20 protein-coding genes are annotated in these 25,102 nt (G+C 69.8%); 8 read left to right on the plus strand and 12 right to left on the minus strand.

All coding sequences use genetic code 11. The features are described 5' to 3' along the window. Window positions 1-52 precede the first annotated feature (52 nt). A complete protein-coding gene (pabB, locus tag ACFFDA_RS23950) occupies window positions 53-1,909 on the minus strand; it encodes an aminodeoxychorismate synthase component I (RefSeq protein ID WP_404479767.1) in 1,857 nt (618 codons plus the stop codon). Window positions 1,910-2,073: 164 nt separating this feature from the next. Between pabB and ACFFDA_RS23955 the strand changes: the two genes are divergently transcribed. Further along, the gene (locus tag ACFFDA_RS23955; protein ID WP_404479768.1) at window positions 2,074-3,672 is read left to right on the plus strand and encodes a helicase HerA-like domain-containing protein; all 1,599 of its coding nucleotides are present in this window, start codon (window positions 2,074-2,076) and stop codon (window positions 3,670-3,672) included. A 101-nt stretch (window positions 3,673-3,773) separates the two neighbouring features. Next, window positions 3,774-6,410: a M1 family metallopeptidase gene (locus ACFFDA_RS23960; protein ID WP_404479769.1), complete on the plus strand. Its 2,637-nt coding sequence runs from the start codon at window positions 3,774-3,776 to the stop codon at window positions 6,408-6,410. Window positions 6,411-6,429: 19 nt separating this feature from the next. Here the strand turns inward: ACFFDA_RS23960 and ACFFDA_RS23965 are convergent, their stop codons facing one another. The 5 genes from ACFFDA_RS23965 to ACFFDA_RS23985 all read right to left on the minus strand — a co-directional run bounded on the left by ACFFDA_RS23965 (window position 6,430) and on the right by ACFFDA_RS23985 (window position 11,927). Then, the gene (locus ACFFDA_RS23965; RefSeq protein WP_404482862.1) at window positions 6,430-7,815 is read right to left on the minus strand and encodes a sensor histidine kinase; all 1,386 of its coding nucleotides are present in this window, start codon (window positions 7,813-7,815) and stop codon (window positions 6,430-6,432) included. Between the two features lie 95 nt (window positions 7,816-7,910). After that, on the minus strand, window positions 7,911-8,642 hold the full coding sequence (locus tag ACFFDA_RS23970) for a response regulator (RefSeq protein WP_404479770.1): 732 nt from the start codon (window positions 8,640-8,642) through the stop codon (window positions 7,911-7,913). Window positions 8,643-8,671: 29 nt separating this feature from the next. Next, the gene (locus tag ACFFDA_RS23975; protein ID WP_404479771.1) at window positions 8,672-9,415 is read right to left on the minus strand and encodes a hypothetical protein; all 744 of its coding nucleotides are present in this window, start codon (window positions 9,413-9,415) and stop codon (window positions 8,672-8,674) included. 291 nt (window positions 9,416-9,706) lie between these two features. Then, window positions 9,707-10,105, minus strand: a complete 399-nt coding sequence (locus ACFFDA_RS23980; RefSeq protein ID WP_404479772.1) for a cupin — start codon at window positions 10,103-10,105, stop codon at window positions 9,707-9,709. A gap of 1 nt (window position 10,106) precedes the next feature. Further along, window positions 10,107-11,927 carry an aminopeptidase P family protein gene (locus ACFFDA_RS23985; RefSeq protein WP_404479773.1) on the minus strand — a complete coding sequence of 607 codons (1,821 nt, stop codon included), beginning with the start codon at window positions 11,925-11,927 and terminating at the stop codon, window positions 10,107-10,109. A 330-nt stretch (window positions 11,928-12,257) separates the two neighbouring features. Between ACFFDA_RS23985 and ACFFDA_RS23990 the strand changes: the two genes are divergently transcribed. Continuing rightward, entirely contained in the window at window positions 12,258-14,339 is a 2,082-nt protein-coding gene (locus tag ACFFDA_RS23990) for a S9 family peptidase (RefSeq protein WP_404479774.1), read from the plus strand. Between the two features lie 13 nt (window positions 14,340-14,352). Continuing rightward, complete coding sequence (locus tag ACFFDA_RS23995) at window positions 14,353-14,751, plus strand: acyl-CoA thioesterase (RefSeq protein ID WP_404479775.1); 399 nt, start codon at window positions 14,353-14,355, stop codon at window positions 14,749-14,751. 95 nt (window positions 14,752-14,846) lie between these two features. Here ACFFDA_RS23995 and ACFFDA_RS24000 read toward each other — a convergent pair whose 3' ends face one another. From ACFFDA_RS24000 to ACFFDA_RS24015, 4 genes are all read right to left on the minus strand, one after another. Beyond that, complete coding sequence (locus ACFFDA_RS24000) at window positions 14,847-16,607, minus strand: cation:proton antiporter (protein WP_404479776.1); 1,761 nt, start codon at window positions 16,605-16,607, stop codon at window positions 14,847-14,849. A 172-nt stretch (window positions 16,608-16,779) separates the two neighbouring features. Beyond that, window positions 16,780-17,223 (minus strand): hypothetical protein, encoded by a 444-nt coding sequence (locus ACFFDA_RS24005; RefSeq protein ID WP_404479777.1) that lies wholly within the window; start codon window positions 17,221-17,223, stop codon window positions 16,780-16,782. Continuing rightward, window positions 17,220-19,607, minus strand: coding sequence for a DNA translocase FtsK (locus ACFFDA_RS24010; protein ID WP_404479778.1), 2,388 nt, complete (start codon window positions 19,605-19,607; stop codon window positions 17,220-17,222). The genes ACFFDA_RS24005 and ACFFDA_RS24010 overlap by 4 nt, the downstream gene beginning before the upstream one ends. A gap of 115 nt (window positions 19,608-19,722) precedes the next feature. Continuing rightward, window positions 19,723-20,304, minus strand: coding sequence for a thiamine phosphate synthase (locus ACFFDA_RS24015; protein WP_404479779.1), 582 nt, complete (start codon window positions 20,302-20,304; stop codon window positions 19,723-19,725). Between ACFFDA_RS24015 and ACFFDA_RS24020 the strand changes: the two genes are divergently transcribed. After that, window positions 20,303-20,965 carry a YggS family pyridoxal phosphate-dependent enzyme gene (locus tag ACFFDA_RS24020; protein ID WP_404479780.1) on the plus strand — a complete coding sequence of 221 codons (663 nt, stop codon included), beginning with the start codon at window positions 20,303-20,305 and terminating at the stop codon, window positions 20,963-20,965. The two genes, ACFFDA_RS24015 and ACFFDA_RS24020, sit on opposite strands and share 2 nt — an antisense overlap. 60 nt (window positions 20,966-21,025) lie before the next feature. On the opposite strand, the gene pyk is transcribed toward ACFFDA_RS24020, so the two are convergent. Then, window positions 21,026-22,459, minus strand: a complete 1,434-nt coding sequence (pyk, locus tag ACFFDA_RS24025; RefSeq protein ID WP_404482863.1) for a pyruvate kinase — start codon at window positions 22,457-22,459, stop codon at window positions 21,026-21,028. Window positions 22,460-22,608: 149 nt separating this feature from the next. On the opposite strand from pyk, the gene ACFFDA_RS24030 reads away from it, so the two are divergent. Continuing rightward, window positions 22,609-22,920, plus strand: coding sequence for a DUF1244 domain-containing protein (locus ACFFDA_RS24030; RefSeq protein ID WP_404479781.1), 312 nt, complete (start codon window positions 22,609-22,611; stop codon window positions 22,918-22,920). A gap of 158 nt (window positions 22,921-23,078) precedes the next feature. Continuing rightward, a complete protein-coding gene (locus ACFFDA_RS24035) occupies window positions 23,079-23,315 on the plus strand; it encodes a DUF2312 domain-containing protein (protein WP_007679276.1) in 237 nt (78 codons plus the stop codon). Between the two features lie 83 nt (window positions 23,316-23,398). On the opposite strand, the gene ACFFDA_RS24040 is transcribed toward ACFFDA_RS24035, so the two are convergent. After that, window positions 23,399-24,112, minus strand: coding sequence for a CPBP family intramembrane glutamate endopeptidase (locus ACFFDA_RS24040; RefSeq protein WP_404479782.1), 714 nt, complete (start codon window positions 24,110-24,112; stop codon window positions 23,399-23,401). Between the two features lie 173 nt (window positions 24,113-24,285). On the opposite strand from ACFFDA_RS24040, the gene ACFFDA_RS24045 reads away from it, so the two are divergent. Then, window positions 24,286-25,050 (plus strand): YebC/PmpR family DNA-binding transcriptional regulator, encoded by a 765-nt coding sequence (locus tag ACFFDA_RS24045; protein ID WP_404479783.1) that lies wholly within the window; start codon window positions 24,286-24,288, stop codon window positions 25,048-25,050. Window positions 25,051-25,102 lie beyond the last annotated feature (52 nt).

Here is a 25,102-nt window from a genome sequence, read left to right on the forward strand (position 1 = left end):
AGGATCGCGCGGAATGGAAAGCCCGTCGTCCCGGGCTCGACCCGGGACGAGGTCATTGTGTCAGCAGGCGGGCCGGCATCAGGCCGCGCAGGGCGTTGCCGATCAGGAAGCCGCCGGCGAGGTCGTCCAGCGTCAGGTCGGCTTCCACCGCGCGCCCGGCGTCCAGCAGCGAGCGGCGCAGCACGCCGGGCAGCAGGCCGAGGTGCGCCGGCGGGGTCAGCAGCGCGCCGTCCCGTTCGACGAAGAGGTTGGTGTAGCAGCCCTCGGTGACGAGCCCGTCGTCGCGCAGCAGGATCGCCTCGTCGGCGCCGGCCTGGCGGGCGAGGGCGAGGCCCTTGTCGTAGAAGCCGCGGTCGCTGGTCTTGTGCGCCAGCCGCCAGTCGCCGCTGTCGACCGGCAGGCGCAGCACGGCGACGGTGGCGGGATCGGAGAGAACCGGCGGCAGTTCGCCCAGTTCGAGCGCGTAGGCACCGCTGCGCCCCACTACCAGCCGCAGTTTCGCGGGTTTCTCCGCGTCGAAGCAAAGGGCCTGGATGGCGTTGCGCACCGCATGGCGATCGAACCCGAAGCCCAGCGTCGCCGCGCTCGCACCGATCCGCTGCAAGTGGAGTTCGAGGAGTGCGATGCCGTCTTCCGGCGTGAAGCACATCGTCTCGATCAGATCGAAGCCGGCGGGCGAGGGTGCCCCTCCGGCAGTTCGAATCTCCGACTCTCGCACGAAACCCCCTTTGACCAGGCACTCCCGCCACTCGGGAAGTGCTTGCGAATCCGCGACGATCGCCGATCCCACTCCCATGACCGCGCGCCCGCCGCTTGCGCCGCCACTCCGGTCCGGCGTGAGGCGCAGGGTGCGGATTGCCACATTGAACGCCGCATCGCCAGAGGGTTCGACATGCCCGATCGACCCGCAATAGGGCCCGCGGGGCCAGTTCTCCACGGCGGCGATGAGTTCCATCGCCCGGATCTTGGGCGCGCCGGTGATCGAGCCGCAGGGAAACAGCGCCCGCAGCACGTCGATCGCGCCCTTGCCGGGGAGCATCTGCGCCTCGACCGTGGAGACCATCTGGTGGACCGTGGGGTAGGTCTCGACCGTGAAGGGAGCGTCCACCCGCACGCTGCCCGCCCGCGCCACGCGCGCCAGGTCGTTGCGCATGAGGTCGAGGATCATCAGGTTTTCCGCGAGGTCCTTGGGGCTGGCCGCGAGATCGGCGCGCAAGGCGGCGTCTTCCCGGGCATCGCGGCCGCGGGGGCGGGTGCCCTTCATCGGCTTGACGCGGATCGCGGTTCCGCGGCTGGCGAAGAACAGCTCGGGCGAGAAGCTGAGGTGCCAGTGCGTGCCGTCGTGCACCACGCCGCCATGCCCGGCCCCGGCGCGCGGGCGCAGCGCCGCGTAGAGGGCCAGCGGATCGCCGCGCCAGGGCCCGGCAAGCGGGAAGGTCAGGTTCGCCTGGTAGATGTCCCCAGCCTCGATCGCGGCGTGGAGCGTATCGAAGGCGCGGCGGTATTCGCCGAAATCGACTTGCGGTTCGAGCGGGCCGATGGCGGGCGCGCCCTGTTCGAAACCGAGCCCTGGACCTTGACCGGCGGCCTCGGCCAGCCAGTCCGCCACCCGGGCGGCGGGAAGCGTCTCGTAGCCCTCGAACGCTCCGAACCAGAGCAGCGGGCCCGATGCGCCGGTGCGCGGTGGGAGCAGGCCGGCGAGGCGCGGCTCCAGCGCGAGGCCGGCTTCGTAGGCGATGTAGCCCGCCAGGTGGAGGCCGGCGGCCGACAGCGCCTCGATGCGTTCCAGCGCGCCCGCGACTTCGTCCGCCCGCATCGCCACGACGGTTTCGCGGGGCGCGCGGTAGAGCCGGGCATCGGCGGCGCCCTGGATGCGGGCGTCATCTAGGAGAACGAAGGGTTCTGGCATCTCTGGCGCGGCCTTAGCGGGAGAGCGGCCGAGTGGCAAAGCCGCATGGCCGCAAACGCCGCGCGGGCCGGCATGTCGCTGCGCCGCCTCGGGACGGAAGGGGTGTGTTGCCATCAAGGGCGATCGCGCTACACCGATGGCTGCAACAGGCTTGGAGACGCCCGATGAGCGAGATATTCCTGGGACTCGGCGGCGACGGCGAACGGCAGGTCCTGCGCCTCGGCCGCGCCAACCGCCACGGGCTGATCGCCGGGGCGACCGGCACCGGCAAGACCGTGACGCTCCAGACCATCGCCGAACAGTTCTCGGCCGCCGGGGTGCCGGTGTTCCTCGCCGACGTGAAGGGCGACCTTTCGGGCATTTCGATGGCCGGCAGCCCGCAGTTCAAGAACGCCGCGATCCTCGAGGCGCGGGCCAGGGAACTGGGCATTTCGGACTATGCCTACTCCGACAATCCGGCGGTGTTCTGGGACATCTACGGCGAGCAGGGCCATCCGGTGCGCACCACCATCTCCGAGATGGGCCCGCTGCTGCTGGCGCGGCTGATGGACCTCAACGACACCCAGGAAGGCGTGCTCAACATCGTCTTCCGCTTCGCCGACGAGCAGGGCCTGCTGCTGCTCGACCTCGAGGACCTGCAGGCGATGCTGGCCTACACCGCCGAACATGCGTCCGAGCTTTCGGCCAAGTACGGCAACGTCACCAAGGCCAGCGTCGGCACCATCCAGCGCCAGCTCCTCTCGCTCGACAGCCAGGGCGCGGCGCAGTTCTTCGGCGAGCCGGCGCTGGAGATCGCCGACTTCATCCGCTGCGACGAGCAGGGCCGCGGCTACATCAACGTGCTCGCCGCCGACAAGCTGATGCGCAGCCCCAAGCTCTACGCCACGTTCCTGCTGTGGCTGCTGTCCGAGCTGTTCGAAGTGCTGCCCGAAGTCGGCGACCCCGAAAAGCCCATGCTGGTGTTCTTCTTCGACGAGGCGCACCTGCTGTTCGACGATGCGCCCAAGGCGCTGCAGGACAAGGTCGAGCAGGTGGTGCGGCTGGTCCGTTCCAAGGGCGTGGGCGTCTATTTCATTAGCCAGAACCCGATCGACATCCCCGAACAGATCGCAGGCCAGCTCGGCAACCGCGTCCAGCACGCGCTGCGTGCCTTCACCCCGCGCGACAAGAAGGCGATCAAGGCGGCGGCGGATACCTTCCGCATCAACCCCGAACTCGACGTGGAAACCGCGATCACCGAGCTGAAGGTGGGCGAGGCGCTGGTCTCGACGCTCGCCGACGACGGTTCGCCGGGGATCGTGCAGCGCACCATGATCGCCCCGCCGCGCTCGCGGCTGGGGCCGGTGACGCCCAAGGAGCGGGCCATCGTCCAGTCGATCAGCCCGGTCGAAGGCAAGTACGACACCCGCGTCGACCGCGAGAGCGCGGAGGAAGTGCTCGCCGCCAAGGCCGCTGACGCCGCCGCCACGGCGCAGGAAGTCGCGGAAAAGGGCACCGAGGAAGTCGCCAGGCAGGCGCGCAAGAGCCCCGGCCTGTGGGACGGCATCGGCGGCAAGGTCGCCAAGGCCGCCGCCGGGGCCGCGGCCGCCAGTGCCGGCTCGATCCTGGCGCAGACGATGCAGGGCAAGAAGAGCCGCGCCAGCCCCAAGGCCTCGGCGGCCAGCGCGGCGGCGGGGACCGTGGGCGACGCGCTGGGCCGGGCGATCGGCTTCCCCGGCCTCGGCCGCTTCGCGCGCAATCTCATCGGCGGGCTGATGCGCTGAACCGGCAGGCATGCGTCGTCCCGGACATGGTCCGGGGCCGTGTACGGTCTTCGGGCGCGACCTCGCGCCGGGACGCCTGGCCGACAGCCATCGCCTCGAGGATGGCCCGATGGCCCGGATCGGGTCCGGGCCGACGGATCGCCGGGCTGCTGTTCCTTGCCGCATCGCTCTGCTCGCCCGGTTACGCGCAGGAGATTCCCCTCGGCCGGCTGGGCGATGCGGCCGTTCCCACCGCGTACCGGCTCGACCTCACCGTCGACCCGGCGAAACCGCGCTTTTCCGGCCATGTCGAAATCGACGTCACGCTCGCCGGCCGGTCCTCCGCGATCTACCTGCACGGGCGCGGGCTCACCGTCTCGCGCGTGGTGGCCACGGCGGGCGGGCGCATCGTCGCCGGGCGCTGGCATGAGGTCGATGCCAGCGGCGTCGCGCGGCTTTCCTTCGCGCAGGACCTGCCCGCCGGCCCCGTCACCCTGGCGTTCGACTACGACGCCCCCTTTGCCGAAGGCCCCACGGGCATGTTCCGGCTCGAAGTCGAGGGCGCCTGGTATGGCTGGACCCAGTTCCAGTCGATCGACGCGCGGGCGGCCTTTCCCTGCTTCGACGAGCCCGGTTTCAAGACGCCTTTCGCGGTGACCCTGCGCACGCCGCCGGGCCTCGTGGCGATCGGCAACGGGCCCGAGCAGGGCGTCCCGGCCAGGACGGACGGCCTGGCCGTGCACCGCTTCGCGCCGACCGCGCCGCTGCCGACCTACCTCGTCGCGATGATGGTCGGGCCTTTCGCCATGCAGGCCGGGGACATGCCGCCGCGCGGCGCACGCACCGCGCCGCTGCCGGTCCGGATCGCCTCGACGCAGCCGAACGCCGCGCAGCTCCGGTTCGCGCTGGAGGGGTCGCAGCGGATCACCGAACTTCTGGAGGACTACTTCGGCGAACCGTTCCCCTTCCCCAAGCTCGACCAGGTGACCGCGCCGGTGCTCCCCGGCGGCATGGAGAACGCCGGAGCCGCGCTCTATCGCGACGACCTGCTGGTGATGGACGCACAGGCGCCGGTGGTGCAGCAGCGCAGCTTCGGCACGGTCGTCGCGCACGAGATCGGGCACCAGTGGTTCGGCGACCTGGTGACCCCCGCCTGGTGGGACGATCTCTGGCTCAACGAGAGCTTCGCCAACTGGATCGGCTACCGCATCGGCGACGCCTGGCGGCCGGACCTGGGCATCGCCGGCGACGCGCTCGGCGCCGGGTACGAGGCGATGGAGACCGACGCGCTGCTTGCCGGACGGCCGGTCCGCCAGCCGATCACGCGCAGCAGCCAGGTCGATTCGGCCTTCGATGCGATCACTTACGGAAAGGGCGGTCACGTCGTCGGCATGATCGCCGCGTGGCTGGGCGAGGACAGGTTCCGCGAAGGCGTGCGCCGCCACATTGCCGCCCATCGCTTCGGCAGTGCCACGAGCGACGATTTCTTCGCCGCGCTGGCGCAAGTGGCGGGCGATGCGAAGCTGGTCCCGGCGATGCGCAGCTTCGTCGAGCAGCAGGGCGTGCCGCTGCTCGCCATGCGGCAGAGCGGCGACCGGGTGGCGGTGACGCAGCTCCGGTATACCACCGCCGGCGTCGCCCCGCCCGAGGCGCACTGGACCATCCCGCTGTGCCTGCGGCGCGGCGCCGTGCGCAAGTGCTTCATCATGGACCAGCATACCCAGGCTTTCGTGATCGAGGGCGATGGGCCGGTGTTCCCGAACGCGGGTGGCACCGGGTACTACCGCTTCGAACTGACCGCCCGGCACTGGCAGGACCTCATCGCCGGCGCCGACGGGCTGCCGGGCGGCGAGGCGCTGGCGCTGGTCGATTCGCTCTGGGCTTCGATCCGCGGCGGGCGCGGCACGATCGGCGAGATGGCGCGGCTGGCCCACAAGCTTATCCGCCATCCGGACCCGCACGCCGCCGATGCGCCCGACAAGGCGCTCGCGCGGCTGGTGCGCGAGAACATCGTCGGTGCATCGGGGCGACGCGGCTTCCGGCTGTTTCGCGAGAAGCTCTACCTGCCGTTGCTGCGGGCCTACGGCTTCGATCCGCGCGCGGGCGTCTATGCCCGGGAGCCCGCGGCGCGGATGCAGCGGCGGGTGCAGATCGTCAACGCGCTGGTCGGCACCGGCGGCGGCAAGGACATTCGCCGCAAGCTGGGCGCGGCGGCGACCGCCTACGTCGCCGGCGACCGGGCGGCGCTCGATCCCGCCTGGCTGGACCATGCGCTCGACATCTTCCTGTTCGAGCGCGACGGCGCCGCCGTCCGCAAGCTGGTCGACCAGGCGCTGGCCTCGCAGGACCCGGTGTTCCGTCCGGCGGCGCTGGGTGCGGCGGCGCGCTTCGGCAATCCGGAGGTCGCCGCCTGGCTGCTCGCGCTGCAGGACCCGCGCCTGCGCGAAAACGAGAAGCGCGATGTCCTCGACGGCGTGATGTCGCGCAGCAGCACCCGCGAATACGGCTATGGCTGGGCGCTGGCGCACGCCGATGCGCTGCTGGCCGACGGTTCCTTCGCCATGCGCCTGCCGCAAGCGCTGGGCCGGTTCTGCTCGGTGGCCTGGGCGACGCGGATCGGGCGCGACTTCGGTGGCAGGCTGGCCGGGACCGCCGGCGCGCTGGAACTGGACCGCGCGGTCGAACGGGTGCGCAACTGCGGCCTGCTCGACGACATGATGGGCACGCAGATCGACGCGGAATTCGTGGCGCTGCGCTAAGGCGCCCGCGACGCCGTATTCAGCCGAGGGGGATTTCGAGGCGGGCGGTCAGTCCCTCGACCGTTCCCGCGGCCGACAGCCGGTTCGCCAGCACCAGCGCGCCGCCATGCTGGTCGGCGATCGCGCGGGCGAGGGCGAGACCCAGGCCCGCGCCGCCGGTGGTCGAGTTGCGCGAGGGATCGCCGCGCACGAAGGCGTTCATCATGCCCTCGATCATGTCGTCGGGAATGCCGGGGCCGTCGTCCTCGACGCGGATCACCGCGCGGCCGCCTTCGCGCGCGAGCGTCACCCGCGCCCGCGTGCCGTAGCGCAGGGCATTGTCGATCAGGTTGCGCATCGCGCGGCGCAGCCAGGTCGAGCGCAGTTCGAGGACCAGGCGCTGGGTGTCGCCCAGCTCGACCGGATCGCCCATGTCCTCGTATTCCTCGACCACCGAGGCGACCAGGGCGGACAGCTCGGTGCGCTCGCGCGGGTCGCTCGGGCGGCCCACGCGGGCCAGGGAGAGGATGTCGTCGAGCGTGCGCACGATGTCCTCGATGGTGCTCGCCATGCGGCCGCGCTCGACGTCGTTCTCGACCGATTCGATGCGCACCCGCAGGGCCGAGAGCGGGGTCTTGAGATCGTGGCCGATGGCGCCGAGCATCACGTCCTTCTCGTCGAGCATGGCGACGATGCGCGCTTCCATCGCGTTGTGCGCCACGATCAGGCGCTGCATGTCCTCGGGCCCGCTGGGCGCAAGCTGGCCGACCGAGCCGGGTGCCACCGCGAACTGCTCGACCCGGCGGGTCAGGGCGGCCAGCGGCCGGGTGATCCGGCGCAGGATCAGCGCCACCGCGCCCACCAGCACGAGGTAGATGATGAGGGTCTGCACCAGCAGCGGTTGCAGCAGCAGGTTGACCGCGCGCGGCGAGCGCACCCGCGCGATCGTCCAGCCGTCCTTCGCAGGCTGCCTGATGCCGACGACGAGGAGATGGTCGTTCAGCTTCTCGGCCACTGCCAGGCGGTCGGAATTGTGCTCGGCCGCGCGCCTCAGCACGTTGCGTCGGGCAACCGGGTCGGTCCGCACCGTCCGGTGCACGACGACGATTTCCGAGGCGGGGAACTCCTGGTCGGCGAGGATGTGTTCGAGCCGCTCCTCGGCCCTGGCGTCGCGGACCTCGCGCGGGCCGACGGGCGATGCGGCGCTGAAGGCGAGCGGGAAGCCGCGCAGGGGCGGTCCGGCGAAAGGTCCGCGACCCGGCCGGGCGATGCGGCCCAGCGCGCCGGGGCCGCGCGTCTCTGCGATCAGGCGAAACGCCGCGGCGTTGACCATGCCGACCTCGTAGCTCTCGCGCTGGGCGCGGTAGACGAGGATCGCGCCGATGCCCTGCACCAGCAGCAGCGCCGCCGCGACGGCGAGCAGCATCTGGCCCATCAGGCTCTTGGGCCGGGGCAGGGGCAATCGGGCCAGGGTCGATTGGGCCAGGGGCAGTTGGGCCAGGGGCAATTGGGGGAGCCGCATCAGTCGTCGAGCAGGACGCGGCGCACGTCGGTGGCGAGCATGTAGCCCCCGCCCCACACCGTCTGGATCATCTGCGGGTTGCGGCTGTCGACCTCGACCTTGCGGCGCAGGCGGCTGACCTGGTTGTCGACCGCGCGGTCGAACAGGTGCGCCTCGCGGCCCTGCACCATGTCGAGCAGGCGGTCGCGGTTGAGCACCTGGCGGGGATGTTCGAGGAAGGCCATGAGCAGCCGGAACTCGACCGAGGAGATCGCGACGATCGCGCCTTCGGGGTCGATCAGGCGGCGCTTGAGCGGATCGAGCCGCCAGCCCTCGAACTCGAAGGCCTCGTTCTCGACGGTGGCGGGCGCATTGCGCGAGGCGCGGCGCAGCACGCTGCGGATGCGGGCGACCAGCTCGCGCGGCTCGAAGGGCTTTACGACGTAGTCGTCGGCGCCGATTTCCAGCCCGACGATACGGTCGGTCGCCTCGCCACGCGCAGTGAGGAAGATCACCGGCAGGTCCTGCGTCTCGACGAGGTGGCGGCACAGCGACAGGCCGTCCTCGCCCGGCATCATGATGTCGAGCAGGACGAGATCGAACCTGGCGTCGCGCAGGCGCGAGCGGGCCTCGGCCGCGCTGGAGCTTTGCACGACGGCGAACCCCTGCCGCGAGAGATACTCGCCCAGGGGCTCGCGCAGCGCCGCTTCATCGTCGACGAGAAGCAGCTTGGGGGGCGCGGTGTCGTTCATCGAAAATCCTTGCTCACCGCGCCCTAGTGTCAGTTCGACGGCTTCTTGTCAGCTTTCTTGTCGGCCTTGCGGGCGTCCCACCGGGCCTTCTTCGCCGCGTGGGCGGCCTCGCGCTCGGCCTTGGTGACCTGGCCGTCGTGGTTGGTGTCCTCGGCGTCGAAGCGCTTCATCGCGGCGGCCATGAATTCGGCCTGGCTGATGGCGCCGTCCTTGTTCGCGTCGGCATCGCGGGCCATCGCCATCATGCCGCCGTGACCGCCCCTGCCGAAGCCGTGCCCGCCGCGACCGCCATGCCTGTCGTGATCGCCGCGACCGTCGGGGCCATGTCCGGCCTTGTCGGGGCCATCCTGGCCCGGGGGCGGCGGCGGGGGGGCATCCTCGCCCGGTCCCCCCGGAGGCGGAGGGCCGTCCATGCCGGGGCCGCGCGCGTCCGGGCCCTTTTCGGCGGAGAACTCGGCCTTGGAGATCGAGCCGTCGCCATTGGCGTCGAGCCGCGCGAACATCCTGTCGCGCATCTGCTGGCGGCCGAGGTCGCGATCGGCCTGGTCGAGCTTGCCGTCCTTGTCGACGTCGAGCCGGGCGAACATCGCGGTCGCGGCGGCCTGGGCCTCGGCGCGGGTGACGGTGCCGTCGCCGTTGGCGTCGATCCTGGGCCGGTCATGGCCGGGGCGGTCGTGGGGCGGGGTGGCGGGGGCCTGTGCGCAGGCGACTCCGCCGATGGCGAGCGCGGCGGCCGAAAGGCCGAGCGTCAGTTTCTTCATCGTGGTCATCATGGCGTTTCTCGTGTCCCGAAAATGGCTGAGAACCGCAAGGCGGGTAAAAGGAGGGGAAAGAACTGCCCCGCGGCTCTCTGACAACGCTTCTAGGGGCTTGTTGTCGCGCAGTTGTGCCGGAAGCGGCGATTATTGTCGCCAATTGTCACATCGGGGAAAGCGCGTTCATGTGGGGTTTCGGGCCACTCCGTCAGCCCTGGGGGCTGGTGCCCCCCTCTGGTGCCCCCCTCTGGCGCACCCCTCTGGCGCACCCCTCTGGCGGCACGCGATGGGAAGGCGGTGGAGGGGCCTTCAGCGCGCCCGATGCTCCGTCCCGATCCCGGCGGTCACGAACAGTGCGCTGGCCGCGACGGGGACGTTGGCGGTGTGCCACGTCCCGGCCGGGTTGACGAGGTACTGGCCCGCACCCAGCGTCTCGGAGTGCAGCGCCCCGTCGGGAAGTTCCTGGATCAGCGTGATCTCGCCCGAGAGGCAGACCACCACCTCGTCGCCGGCGGGGTGCATTTCCCACACCTCCCAGTCCGAAGTGAAGTCGTACATCGAGACCAGCCGGCCCTCGACCCCGTCCGCCGCGGCGCGCTGCGCATAGGCCTCGTACCATTCCATGCCGGTGAAGGCGGGCTGGGCCGAGGCCCTGCCGCCGAGGCCGAGGTGGATCGGGAACGTCCGGAGATCGCGGGCCAGGGTCATGTCACAACGACGCGCACTGGGCTTCGAGCCAGGCCTTTGCGGGACCTTCCAGCTGCGGGCCGACGATCTGCAGGACGCGGGCATGATAGGCGTTCCACCAGGCGATCTCGGCTTTCGTCAGCAGCGCCATGTCCACCAGGTGGCGCTCGATCGGCACGTGGGTGAGCGTCTCGAAACCGAAGTACTCGCCGTCGGAGCCGTCGATCGAACGCGGCTCCACGAGGACGAGGTTCTCGATGCGGATGCCGTATTCGCCGGTCTTGTAGTAGCCCGGCTCGTTGGAGACGATCATGCCCGGGAGCAGCGCCTGGTCGGTTCCGGCCTGCCCGCCTGCCGACTTGGCGATGCGCTGGGGGCCTTCGTGGACCGACAGGAAGCTGCCGACGCCGTGGCCGGTGCCGTGCGCGTAGTCGAGCCCGGCCTGCCACAGCGCGAAGCGCGCCAGCACGTCGAGCTGGCTGCCGGCGGTGCCCTTGGGGAACACGGCCATGGCGATGGCGATGTGGCCCTTGAGGACGCGGGTGAAGCGGTCCTTCACTTCCGGGCCGGGCGCATCGGGGCCGACCCAGACGGTGCGGGTGATGTCGGTGGTGCCGTCCGGATACTGGCCGCCCGAATCCACGAGGTAGACCGAATTGGGCTGCAACGTGCGGTTGGTCTCCTCCGAGACGCGGTAGTGGACGATGGCGCCGTTGGGCCCAGCGCCCGAGATCGTGTCGAACGAGAGGTCGCGCAAGTCGCCGCAATCCTGGCGGCAGGCCTGCAGGCGGTCGGCCGCGGACATCTCGGTGACCTCGCCCTTCGGCGCCTCGACCGCGAGCCAGTGGAGGAAGCGCGAGACCGCCGCGCCGTCGCGTGCCTGGGCGTCGCGCTGGCCCTGCTGCTCGACCGGGTTCTTGACGGCCTTGGGCAGGACCGTGGGATCGCGCTCCTCGACCACCGTGGTGTGGGCATTGCGCAGTTCGGTGAAGATCGCGCTGACCGCGCGCTCGGGATCGACGGCCACGCGCTTGCCGGCCAGGTCGCGCAGGCCGGCGACGAAGGCGTCGCGCGGGCGTATGCTCACCGCGTTGCCGAGGTGCCGGCGCAGTTCGTCGGTCACTTTTTCGGGGGCGATGAACAAGTCGGCGGTGCCGTTGCTCCGCGCGATCACGTAGGACAGCGCGACCGGGGTGCGCTCCACGTCGGTGCCGCGGATGTTGAGCAGCCAGGCGATCGAATCGAGCGCGGTGATGACCACCGCGTCGAGGTTCCGGCTCGCCAGCCACTCGGAGACGGCGGCGCGCTTGGCCTCGCTCGACTGGCCGGTGAAGCGATCGGGATGGACGAGCGCCGGGGCGGGCGAGGGGGCCGGGCGGTCCTGCCACACGGCGTCGACCGGATTGCCCGCGACCGCGACGAGCGCGCCGCCCTTCGCGGCAAGCGCCTTCTCGACGCCCTGCGCCCACGTCGACCCGTGCAGCCAGGCATCGTAGCCGATCTTCGCACCGGCCGGGGCATGGGTGCCGAGCCACGCGGCGATGGTGGTCTGCGGCACGCCTTCGTAGGCGTAGAGCCGCCCGTCGACCTGGTCGCGCACCTGGAGGGTATAGCGCCCGTCGACGAACATCGCCGCCGCGGGGATGAGCGTGGGGTCGGTCAGCACCACGGCAGTGCCGGCCGAGCCACCGAAGCCGGTCAGCCATTCGAGCCGCTGGGCATAGCCCCCGACGTATTCGCTCATGTGCTCGTCGGAGATCGGGATCACGAAGCCATCGAGGCCGCGCGCCTTCAGTTCCTTGCGCAAGGCGTCGAGGCGGGCTTCGTGGGTGTTCATCAGCATATGCGGGCATCCGGCGTTTTGGAAGTATGGGGGGAACATAGTGGTTGTGCGGCTCGAGGGAAAGCCGGGGCGGGGCGGTTGCCGGTTTCGCGCGGAGGCGCGGAGAGGAACATGGGACTTCGTCATGCAGAAGGCGCAAGGCCGCCTTTCGCGTCCCGACCTTGCGAATGGGGTAGCGCCGGATCGGAACAAGGCCTGCGGCGCTGCGCGACCTCGTGGCGTCTTCGCGCCTTAGTGAACCCTGCCTGCCCTTTCTTCTGCGCGTATCCGCGCGAAGCATTTTTCAAACGCCGCCTTCACCTCTTCCCGCGCAGACCCTAAATGCACGCCATGGCAGATCTCACCCAGACCCTCATCGGTCCCCCGCTGGCGGCAAAGAAGCCGCATTCGATCACCCACCACGGCGTGACCGTGACCGACGACTACGCCTGGCTGCGCGATGCCGGCTATCCCGAAGTGACCGACAAGGAAGTCCTCGCCCACCTCGAGGCCGAGAACGCCTGGTTCGAGGCGCGCATGGCGCCGCACCAGGGGCGGATCGAAGCGCTGTTCACCGAAATGCGCGGCCGCATCAAGGAAGCCGACACCTCGGTTCCCCAGAAGGACGGCGACTGGCTCTACTGGATCGAGTTCGAGGACGGCGCCGAATACAAGAAGTGGTGGCGCAAGCCCGTCGCCGGCGGGCCGGACGAGCTGATCCTCGACGAAGTGGCGCTGGCCGAGGGCAAGGAATACTTCCGCCTGGGCGCGATCTCGACAAGCGCCAACGGCAAGCTGCTGGCCTATGCGATCGACGACAACGGCTCGGAACGCTTCACCGCGCGGATCAAGAACCTCGAAACCGGCGAACTGCTGGACGACGAGATCCCCGGCACCCTGTCCGGGCTCGTCTGGGTCGCGAACGACACCGGCCTGGTCTACTCGCTCGCCAACGAGCAGTGGCGCACCGACAATGCCCGCCTGCACTGGCTGGGCCAGCTGATCGAGAGCGACGTCGAACTCTACCACGAGGACGACGAGGGCTTCCGCGTCGGCTCCTCGCTGACCGCGAACGAGAAGTGGCTGCTGATCGGCACCAGCGACCACGAGACCAGCGAATGCCGCATGGTCCTCGCCGCCGACCCGCTGGGCGAGCAGATCCTCGTCAAGCCCCGCGCCAAGGGCGTCGAGTACGACGTCGACGAGCGCGAGGACGTGCTCTACATCCACACCAACGACACCCACGAGAACTTCCGCCTCGCCACCGCGCCGCTCGCCAACCCGGGCGAATGGACCACGCTGATCGAGGGTTCGGACGAATTCTACCTGCTGGGCGCCGACCTGTTCCGCGACTTCTACGTGATCGAGGGCCGCCTTGCCGGGCTCGACCAGATCCAGGTGCGCTACTACGACGATCCCACCCGCATCGAGCCGATCGCCTTCCCCGAGGCGAGCTATTCGGCCGGCCTTTCGAACAACCCCGAATGGCATGTGACGACGCTGCGGCTCACTTACGAATCGATGGTCGCGCCGTCCTCGGTGCTCGACTATGACGTGGCCGCGCGCACGCTCGAAACGCTCAAGGTCCAGGAAATCCCCTCGGGCTACGACGCCTCGCTCTATGCGACGGAGCGGCTGGAGATCGCCGCGCGCGACGGCACCGCCATCCCCGTCTCGATCGTCTATCGCAAGGACCGGGCGGAAACCGTCGGGGGGGCGGGCCCGCTGCACCTCTACGGCTACGGTGCCTACGGCATCAGCATCGACCCCGGCTTCTCGACCACGCGCCTCAGCCTCGTCGATCGCGGCTTCGCCTATGCCATCGCCCATATCCGGGGCGGCGACGACATGGGCCGCGCCTGGTACAAGGCCGGCAAGCTGGAGCGGCGCACCAATACCTTCAACGACTTCGTCGACGTGGCGAAGGGCCTGATCGAGCGCGGCTTCACCACCGCGGGCCAGATCAGCATCTCGGGCGGTTCGGCCGGCGGCGAGCTGATGGGGGCGGTCATCAACTCCGACCCCGAGCTGTTCGGCGCGGTGGTGGCGCACGTTCCCTTCGTCGACGTGCTCCACACCATGCTCGACGACAGCCTGCCGCTGACGCCCGGCGAATGGCCCGAATGGGGCAACCCGATCGAGGACAAGGCGGCCTTCGACCTGATCCTGAGCTACAGCCCCTACGACCAGGTCAAGGCGCAGGCCTATCCCCCGCTGATGGTCACCGCCGGCCTCAACGACCCGCGCGTGACTTACTGGGAGCCCGCCAAGTGGGTCGCCAAGCTGCGCGAGGTGAAGACCGACGGCAACGAGCTGATCCTCAAGACCAACATGGGCGCCGGCCACGGCGGCAAGTCCGGTCGGTTCGAAAGCCTGAAGGAGACCGCCGAGGAATTCGCCTTCATCCTGTGGCAGCTCGGCGTCGAGGGGTGAGCGGGCAGGGCTGATGGCGACCCGGCACTTCACCCTGGTCTTCACGGCGCAGGCCCATGACATCGACGTCATGGGCCACGTCAACAACGCGGTCTGGGTGCAGTGGATGGAAGCCATGGCGGGCGCGCACTGGGCGGCCGTCGCCCCGGCCGAGCATCAGGCGAAATACGCCTGGCTCGTGACGCGCCACGAGATCGACTACCGCGGCAACATCGCCGAGGGCGAGAGCGTGACGGGCGAGACCTTCATCCCCGAAGGCCCCAGTGGCGCCCGCTTCGACCGGCGGGTGGATTTCCGCAATGCCGCCGGAAAGGTCATCGTCTCGGCCAGGACCACCTGGGCGATGATCGACATCGCCTCTGGCCGCCTGATGCGCGTGCCGGCCGACGTCGCCGCGCCGTTCATGGGGTGAGGGAATGAACACTTGGCAATCCCGTCATCCCGAACTTGTCTCAGGGTCCATCCATCCCGCTGCGCTGCCTGCGTTGGTCGCGCGAACCTGTCGCGTCAATTTCCTCGCGGCTCGCGGGTCGGCTGCGTCAGGATATGGTCGCGGCCGGTGCGCAGGTCCCCCGACTCCGACTGTGCCGAGAGCCGCTCGCGGTCGCGCACGCGGTAGGTGTCCTCGGCGCGCTTGATGTCCTCCAGCGAGACGCCGAGCCCTTCCAGCGCGCGCCGTGCCAGGACCACTGCCGATTCCATCACCTCGCGCGCCATCGACCTGACCGGCGCGTCCTTGAGGCGCAGCAGCGCGCGGCGGTCGTACACGCGGGCGTGGATTTCCGCGCGCGGGAAGGCCCGGTGGACGGCGTGGACGAAGGCCTCGCTCAACTGGTCGCCGTCGATGCAGAAGACGATCAGCTCGGCTTCGGCGGCTCCGGCCTGGCGCAGCAGGTCGATGCGGGTGCCGTCGCCGAAGTAGACCTTGGCGCCGAAGCCGCTGGCGACGTCGATCATCTCGATGTCGGTGTCGATCAGCGTCACTTCGATGTCGGCGGCGATCAGCATCTGGGCGACCGTCTGGCCGAAGCGGCCGTAGCCGACGACGAGCGCGTTGGCGCCGTCGTCCTGCGGCTCCTCGCGCCGTTCGGTGCTCGCGGGACGTTCGCGGATGCGGCGGGTGGCCATCATCAGGAACGGGGTGGTGACCATCGACAGCGTGACGATGGCGCTGAACAGGCTGGTGGCGCCGCCGTCCACCAGCATGGCGTTGCTGGCCTGCGCGAAGAGGACGAAGGCGAATTCGCCGCCCTGGCTCAGCAGCAGGCCGAGCGCCAGGGCGCTGCGCCACTCCATGCGGAAGGCCAGGCCCAGCCCGAAGATGATCGAGGACTTCACCGCGATCAGCGTCAGCGCCATCGCGATCACGAACAGCGGCCGCTCGGCGATGGCCGACAGGTCGAGCATCATGCCCACCGACATGAAGAACAGGCCCAGCAGGATCGAGCGGAACGGCTCGACGTCGGCTTCCAGTTCGTGGCGATAGGGGCTGTCGGCCAGCATGACGCCGGCGATGAAGGCGCCCAGTGCGGTAGAGAGCCCTAGCGCCTGCATCAGCGCGGCGCTGGCGATCACCGTGAACAGCGCGGCGAAGACGAACATCTCGCGCTCGCCCAGGTTGCCGATCAGGCGGAACAGCGGGCGGATGGCGAAGCGGCCGGCGAGGATCAGCCCGGCGATCGCGGCCACCGTCTCCAGCCCCAGCACCCAGCCCGGAGGGCCGGCGGGCAGGGCGGGGTTGCGGTTCATCGCCGCGATGATCGTGATGAGCGGGATGATCGAGAGGTCCTGGAACAGCAGGATCGCGAAGGAGCGCTCGCCGAACGGGGTATGCAGCCGCCCGGCGCTCTGCAGCATCGGCAGGACCTGCGCGGTCGACGACAGGCCCAGCGGCAGGCCCAGCGCCAGCGAGGCCTGGAGGCTGAAGCCAGTGAAAAGGTAGATCACGCCCGTCACCGCCAGCCCGCACAGCGTCACCTGCAGCAGGCCGAGCCCGAAGATCTCGTGCCGCATCCGCCACAGCCGCGCGGGCGCCAGTTCGAGGCCGACGATGAACAGCAGCAGGGTGATGCCCAGCTCGGCGATGCCCAGCTTGCTCTCGGGATCACCGATCAGGTCGAGGACATAGGGCCCCAGCACGGCGCCCGACAGGAGGAACCCCAGCGTCGCGCCCAGCCCCAGCCGCCGGAACACCAGCACGAAGATAAGTGCCGTGCCCAGCAGCAGGAACCCGTCCCGCAGCAGGAAATCCTGTGCATGTTCTTCCATCAAGACCCTTCGGAGATACGTTTCGGCGATTGGCGCCCGGCCACCTTAGAGGGCCGAGCCGCGCAGACCAACCATCCATTGGGCGCCGGCCGCGATCCGTCGCCCCGGGCCTGATCCGGGACCATGGGCAAAAACTCGAGGCGAAACCTCGCCATGGACCACTGCGCCGCGATCAACGCGGCAGGATGCCCCGGCAGACGTAGCGCAGCACTTTGCCGTCTTCCGAATCCCACTCCACGCGGCCGACCGTGCCCACGCCCGTCGAGGTGCCCAGCACGGTGCCGGTCGGGCCGATGACGCGCCACTGCGTCGTCACCACGCGGCTGCCGCGGCAATCGACGCTGCGCGCCAGGAAGGCAGTGCTGCCGCGCGCATAGCGCCCGCTGGCGTTGAGCATGACCTGCGCCTCGCGGAACGTGCGGCCGATCCCGCCGGCGACGACGCTGGTGGTGTCGATGCGGGTGCTGCGGCCCAGCGCGCGCTCGACGTCGAGCGAAAACACCTTGACCCAGTTCCCCGCCGCGATGGCCGTATCGGGCGTCGCCGTATCGGCGACGACCGGCGTGGCGGCACAGGCGCACAGCGCCGCCGCCCATTTGACCGTCGCGGACGTCACAGCGGGTTGCCGTTCTCGTCGCGGTAGATGTCGCGCCGGCCGACGTGGTTGGCGGGGCCGACGAAGCCGTCGTTCTCCATGCGCTCCACCCACTTGGCGGCGGTGTTGTAGCCCACCCCCATCTGGCGCTGCAGCCACGAGACCGAGACCTTCTGGTTTTCGAACACGAGGTGGCAGACCTGGCGGTACTTGCGCTCGTCCGGCGCGTCGGACGCCGTCGCGTCGAGGTCGTCGAAGCCGAAGCTGCCTTCCTCGGGCTCCTCGGTGACGGCATCGACGTAGTCCGGCTTGCCCTGGCCGCGCCAGTGGGTCGCCACTTCCTCGACTTCCTCGTCCGAGACGAAGGGGCCGTGGACGCGCTTGATCGGGTCGGAGCTGGGCTTGTAGAGCATGTCGCCCTTGCCCAGCAGCTGTTCGGCACCCTGTTCGCCCAGGATCGTGCGGCTGTCGATGCGGCTGGTGACGGCGAAGGACACGCGGGTCGGCAGGTTGGCCTTGATGACGCCGGTGATGACGTCGACCGAGGGACGCTGCGTCGCCATGATGAGGTGGATGCCCGCCGCGCGGCTCTTTTGCGACAGGCGCTGGATCAGCACTTCGATCTCCTTGCCGACGGTCACCATGAGGTCGGCCAGCTCGTCGACGATCAGCACGATCTGCGGCAGCGCCTCGTAGTCGAGCTGGCGATCCTCGTAGAGTTCCTCGCCGGTATCGGGATCGAAGCCGATCTGGATGCGGCGGCCCAGCGGCTTGCCCTTGGCGGCGGCGGTACGCACCTTCTCGTTGAAGCTGGCGAGGTTGCGCACGGAGATTTCGCTCATCATGCGATAGCGCCGCTCCATCTCCTCGACCGCCCACTTGAGCGCGCGGATCGCCTTGGGCGGCTCGGTCACCACCGGCGAGAGCAAGTGCGGGATGTCGTCGTAGCTCTTGAGTTCGAGGACCTTGGGATCGACGAGGATCAGGCGGCACTGCGCGGGCGTCAGGCGATAGAGCAGCGACAGCAGGATCGCGTTGAGCCCCACGGACTTGCCCGAGCCGGTCGTACCCGCGACCAGCAGGTGAGGCATCGTCGCGAGATCGGCCACCACCGGCTCGCCGGCGATGTCCTTGCCCAGGATGATCGGCAGCATGCCCTTGTGGCTGGCGAAAGCCTCGGAGGCGACCATTTCCTTGAACGAGACCATCTGGCGGTCGGCGTTGGGCAGTTCGATGCCCATGACCGTGCGCCCCGGTATCGAGGAGACGCGCGCCGAGATCGCGCTCATGTTGCGGGCGATGTCGTCGGCCAGGCCGATCACCCGGCTGGCCTTGATGCCGGGGGCGGGCTCCAGTTCGTACATGGTGACGACCGGGCCGGTGCGCACGGCGGTGATCTCGCCCTTGACGTTGAAATCGTCGAGCACGGTTTCGAGCAGGCGCGCGTTGCGCTCCAGGCTGAGCTTGTCGATCTTGGGCTGCGAATTGGGCTTGGGGTCCTCGAGCAGGTCGAGGCTCGGCAGCTCGTACTTGTCGAACAGGTCCTTCTGGCGATTGCCGAAGCCGACTTGCGCCGGGGTGGCGGAGACCTTGGGGTCGGCGATCTCGGGCGCCTTGCGCGGCTTGTCCGAAGCCGGCGCGGGCGCGGACGGCATTTCGGCGACGCGCGGGGCGGCCTCGGCGCGGGCGGTGTCCTTCGGTTCGCGGGCCGGGCGCGAGGGTGCGTCCTCGGGCGCGGGGAGGCCGCGTGGCAGGCGGCCGATGCGGCCCGGCAGCGTCAGCAGGCGCACCCAGTCGAGCGCGAAGACGCGGCCGGCAAGCATGACCCCCGCGCCCAGGCACACCAGCGCGAGGGCGAGCTTGATCCAGTTCCGGGCGATTTCGGGGGCGAGCCCGGCAATGGCGGCGATGCCCTTGGCGCCCAGCAGGCCCAGGATGCCGCCGCTGGAAGCGGGCAGGGTGCCGCCCGGCTTGGTGAACCACAGCGACAGCACGGTCGAGATCAGCAGCATCGCCAGCGCCAGGACGCCGAACGGCATCCACCAGCGCTGGTCGGAATGCTCGATCTCGCCATCGTCCTCCTCCACCAGCAGCCACAACTTGCGGCCGAAGACGTAGAGCATGGGCACCAGCAGCGCCGAGACCGGGCCGAACAGGAACAGCGCGCGCTCGGCGGTCCAGGCGCCGGTCGGGCCCATCCAGTTCTGCACGTCGCCGCCCGCCGCGGTGGAGGTCGACGGGTCGGTCTGGTGGTAGCTCACCAGCGCCAGCGCCAGGAACACCATCGCGGCGAACAGCGCGAGAGCGCCCGACAGCTCGCCGGCGCGGCGCAGCGAGCGCTTCAGGACGGCGCGCCAGTCCGGCTTGGCGATTCGCCGACCGGGCGCGATGGGCCGAGTAGCCATTGTAGAAATTCCCTTGGGGGTTCGGCCCCGATTATGCGGCGGAGGGGGACTCCGCGTCAAGAATGGATCGGGAACGCGGCTGTGGAGGCCGCTGCGCGCACTCCGTCCTCCCGGATCAGGTCCGCGACGACGATGCGTGGGAGAGCGCCCCGATCGCGGCCCACCGCGCCGCGCCCAAAGCCCGCGCCCGCCGCGCGGTCATCCCGCCCAGCGCGATCGCCGGCACTTGCGCCCGCGCCGCCAGCAGCTTCCACCGCACCGACCCCAGCGCGCGGCCGCCGGGATGCGAGGCGGTGGCGAAGGCCGGCGATATCAGAACCGCATCCGCCCGCGCCCGATGCGCCCGCGCCAGCTCGCGCAGAGAGTGCACCGTCGCCAGCCGCAGCACGTCGGGGCCTCTCGCCAGCCGCTCCGGCGAGCCATAGGCTCCGTGCGCGCGCCAGTCCCGCGCCGCCCGCGCATCGCCCGACAGCACCACGACATGTCCGAACCGCCGGGCCACCCGCGCGCATGCCTCGAACCGCGCCCGGCGCTCGTGCCGGGGCAGGTGATAGTGGCGGAATACCAGCCCGGAGCCGCGCGGCAGGCGCGCCAGCGCGCGCTCGATCCGCGCATCGTTGCGAGCATCGCTGACGAGCCACAGCAGGGGAACGGACGGCTGGCGGATCTTCACCGGGACGCTATAGCAGCGCGCCATGGATCAGCCAGCATCTCCCCTCGAAGCCGTCCGCGCCCGCATCGCCGCCTCCGCCCGCATCGCCGGGCGCGAGCCCCAGGCGGTCCGGCTCGTGGCCATTTCCAAGACCCACCCCGCCGAGGTGATCACGCCGCTGCTCGCCGCCGGCCAGCGTGTGTTCGGCGAGAACCGCGTGCAGGAAGCGCAGGACAAGTGGCCTGCCCTGCGCGAGGCTTTCCCCGACGTGGAACTGCACCTCGTCGGCCAGCTCCAGTCGAACAAGGCGGAGGACGCGGTCGCGCTGTTCGACTGCATCCACGGGCTCGACCGGCCTTCGCTGGTGACGGCGCTCGGCAAGGCGATGGACAAGGCGGGGCGCCGCGTGCCCTGCTTCGTGCAGGTCAACATCGGCGCCGAAGAGCAGAAGGGCGGCTGCCCGATCGCCGAAGTGCCGGCGCTGCTGGCCTCGGCGCGCGAGGCGGGGATTCCCGTCGTCGGCCTGATGTGCGTGCCCCCCGCCGGGATCGAGGCGGCGCCGTTCTTCGCCCTGCTGGCCAAGCTCGCCGCCGACAACGGGCTGGCGCAGCTCAGCATGGGCATGAGCGAGGACTTCGAAACCGCCGTCCTGCTGGGCGCGACGCACGTGCGCGTCGGCAGCGCGCTGTTCGGCGCGCGGGGTTAAGGCGCCGCTTCGCAGAAGGCCCCCGTCATCCCGGATCGGGTCCGGGATGACGGCGCCGTTTTACGTATCCAGCTCGTTCCCCGTCAGCGTCACGATGTGCAGCAGGTTGGTGGAACCCGGCACCCCGAACGGCACGCCCGCCAGTGTCACCAGCCGCGAGCCGGCGGCGCCGAAGCCGTGGCGCAGGGCCATGCGCTTGCCCTTCGCGATCATCTCCTCGAAGCTGCCGATGTCGCGGGTGGTGACGCAGTGCGTGCCCCACAGCAGGGCGAGGCGTCGCGCGGTCTTCTGCGAGGGGGTCAGCACCAGCATCGGTGCCGCCGGACGCTCGCGCGCGACGCGGCGGGCCGAGATGCCCGAGCCGGTGAAGACGATGATGCCCTCGATCGTCAGCGTGTCGGCGATCTGCGCGCAGGCCTCGGAGAGCGCGTCGGCGCTGGTGGCGTCGGGCGGGGTCTGGGCGATGTGGATGCGCTGGCGGTAGGTGGGGTCGCTTTCGACCTTGCTGGCGATGCGGTCCATGATCGTCACCGCCTCGACCGGCCACTGGCCCGCCGCCGTCTCGGCCGAGAGCATCACCGCGTCGGCGCCGTCGTAGACCGCGTTGGCGACGTCGGACACTTCGGCGCGGGTGGGCGAGGGGCTGGTAATCATCGATTCCAGCATCTGCGTCGCCACCACCACCGGCTTGCCCTGGGCGCGGGTCTTCTCGATGATGTGCTTCTGGATCGGGGGCACTTCCTCGGGCAGCAGTTCGACCCCGAGATCGCCGCGCGCGACCATGATGCCGTCCGACAGCTCGATGATCTCGTCGAGGCTGTCGACCGCCGCCGGCTTCTCGATCTTGGCCATGATCGCACCGTGACCGCCCGACAGGCGGCGCGCCTCGGCGACGTCCTCGGGACGCTGGACGAACGAGAGGCCGATCCAGTCGGCGCCCTGTTCCACCGCGAAGGCGAGGTCGCGGCGGTCCTTGTCGGTCAGCGCCGGGACGGGGACGATGGCGTCGGGGATGTTGACACCCTTGCGGTCGGAGATCGGCCCGCCGACCTCGGCGCTGCACAGGATCGCATCGGGCTCCGCGCGGATGACGACGAGGCGCAGCTTGCCGTCGTCGATCAGCAGGCGCTGGCCCTTCCTGAGGATGCCGAACAGTTCCGGATGGGGCAGGCAGACGCGTTCGTCGTTGCCCGGTGCAGGGTCCCGGTCGAGCGTGAAGTGGGCGCTGTGGCGGATGAAGGCCTTGCCGCCCTCGAACGTGCCGACGCGCAGCTTGGGGCCCTGCAGGTCGCACAGGATGGCGACGGGGCGGCCGAGATCCTTCTCCACCGCGCGGATGTTGGCGATCGTTTCACGGTGGGTGTCGTGGTCGCCGTGGCTCATGTTGACGCGGAACGCGTCGGCGCCGGCCTTGAGCAGTTTGGCGATCGTCTCCCTGTCGCGGCTGGCGGGGCCGAGCGTCGCCAGTATCTTCACCTTGCGCTGGCGCTTGATGCCGCGATGGTGCGGCGAGCGGCGATAGGGGACGGTGGCGGTAGGGGTGGTGCCTGGTGCGGTATGGGCCAAGATGCTGTCTGCCTCTTTCGGGAACGGGGGGTCATATGGCAAAGGCGGCATTACAAACCAAGGACGATTGGCCCAGTATGAACGATAGTGATCCGATTGACGCGCTCGACGACGAGGTTGCCGCCGCTGCGTTCCGCCGGCTGGTGCGCCACTTGCAGCACCGCCACGATGCCCAGAACATCGACCTGATGGGCCTTGCCGGCTTCTGCCGCAACTGCCTGGCCGACTGGATTCGCGATGCCGGCTTCGCAGGCGACCGGGCGCAAGCGCGGGCGGCGATCCACGGCATGCCTTTCGACGAATGGAAGGCGCAGTACCAGTCCGAGGCGACTCCCGAGCAGATCGCGCGCATGGAAGAGAGCGTGAAGAAGAACGCGCCGGGGCATTGACGTCCCCGAGGGTACGCCCCGCCCCCCGGATCAGGTCCGGGACGACGGCGGCGCAAACGCTCCACATGATTTCCACAGGCCGGTGCTTTGCCCGAATCCCCCGGCCTCGCTATCAGCCCGCCAACTGATTCACGCCTATCACCGGAGCACCTACCCCAATGGCCGAAACCACCGACGATCGCCTGCGCCTGCTGATCGAGCGCGTCGAGCGCCTCGAAGAGGAAAAGAAGGGCATCTCGGACGACATCCGCGACGTCTACAACGAGGCCAAGGCGGTCGGCTACGACGTCAAGATCATGCGCCAGATCGTCCGCATCCGTAAGATGAAGCCCGACGACCGCCGCGAGATGGACATGCTGCTCGACACCTACAAGTCGGCCCTGGGCATCGACTGAAGCCCTTGATTCCTCCCTGTCGACGCAGTCGACGGGGAGGGGGCGGCTATCCCTCCGCCAGCGCCTGCCAAACAGCAAGGATTTCAGCCGCCCGCCATCACCAGCGCCATGCTGGCGGCATTGGCGAGGGCATGCTGCAGGATCGAGGCGGGCAGCCCGATCCGCTGCCGGGTGAATCCCAGCAGCACCGCCGCCCAGAGCTGCGGCAGGACCATCGGCAGGGACAGCAGCGAGGTCGTCGGGTAGTTCGTCAGGTGCACCCCGGCGAACAGCACCGCCACCACCCAGAACACCGCAGGATAGGCCGCCCGGTACGCCGCCGGTGCCTCGTCGCGTCGCAGCCACCACCAGCCGCCCGCCGCCGCGACCACGATCGCCACCAGCAGTCCCGCGAGGACGAGCGGGGCGAGCGCCCGGGCCACGAGCACCAGCGCGACGAATGCCGCGAAGCACCCCAGCAGCCACAGTGCGCGCGGCCGCCCCGTCTGCCAGCCGCGAAAGATCGTCTCCTCCAGGAGCGGCGCGGCGATCACCGTGATCGGCAGCAGCCATCCGCCCGGCAGCTTGCCGAAGGCATCGGGCAGGGGCAGGGCGAAGCGGCTCTGCCACAGGCTTATCAGCGGCAGGATCACCAGCAGCAGCCCGCCCACGTGGAGCGCGCCGAGCAGGCCCAGCGCGCTCCAGGCATTACGGTGCCGCAGCCCCCAGGGTGCCAGCACCGCCGGGCGTTTCAGGAACGCCGCCAGTTCGTGCAGGATCGGCACGGCCGGAGCGGGAGTATCGATTTGCGTCGCCATGGCCTTCGTTAGCCGCGCTTTGCTTGCCAATTCGTTGTCGCCCTTGCGCGGCGGGAGGAGAGCGGCAGTTGCCCTCGGGTGCCGCCCTGTTGTAAGGGCCGCGCCACTTCATTCATCGGACCCGCCACGCCTTACCCCGTAAGGCAGCCGGCGGGCAGGCAGCGAGCGGACCCATGGCAGGCCATTCCAAATTCAAGAACATCATGCATCGCAAGGGTGCACAGGACAAGAAGCGCTCTGCGCAGTTCAGCAAGCTGAGCCGCGAAATCACCGTTGCGGCCAAGATGGGCATGCCAGATCCGGACATGAACCCGCGCCTGCGCGCAGCGGTCAACGCCGCCAAGGCGCAGTCGATGCCAAAGGACAACATCCAGCGCGCGATCGACAAGGCAAGCAAGGGCGACGCCGAGAACTACGAGGAAATCCGCTACGAGGGCTACGGCCCCGGCGGCATCGCGATCATCGTCGAGGCCTTGACCGACAACCGCAACCGCACCGCCACCAACGTGCGCACCGCGTTTGCCAAGAACGGCGGCAACCTGGGCGCGAGCGGCGCGGTGAGCCACGGCTTCGAGCGCCTCGGCCTGATCGAGTACCCCGGCACCGTGGGTGACGAGGACAAGGTCCTCGAGGCCGCGATCGAGGCCGGTGCCGACGACGTCCAGAGCGACATGGGCGACGGCGACGAGAATCCGGGCAGCCACCAGATCTGGGTCTCGGTCGATGCGCTCCACGAAGTCGCGCGCGAACTCGAAAAGGTCCTCGGCGAGGCCGAAGGCGTGAAGCTGGCCTGGAAGCCCAACCTCACCGTCGACGTCGATGCCGACACGGTGGGCACGCTGATGAAGCTGGTCGACACTCTCGAGGAAGACGACGACGTCCAGACCGTCTGGGGCAACTACGAGATTTCCGACGAAGTGATGGAAACGCTATCCTGATCCTTCCCGACGCGGGGTTGGGGACCATGCGCCGAACGAGACCTCTCGCGAT

This window comes from Novosphingobium sp. BL-52-GroH, assembly GCF_044813085.1.
Taxonomy (GTDB): Bacteria; Pseudomonadota; Alphaproteobacteria; order Sphingomonadales; family Sphingomonadaceae; genus Novosphingobium.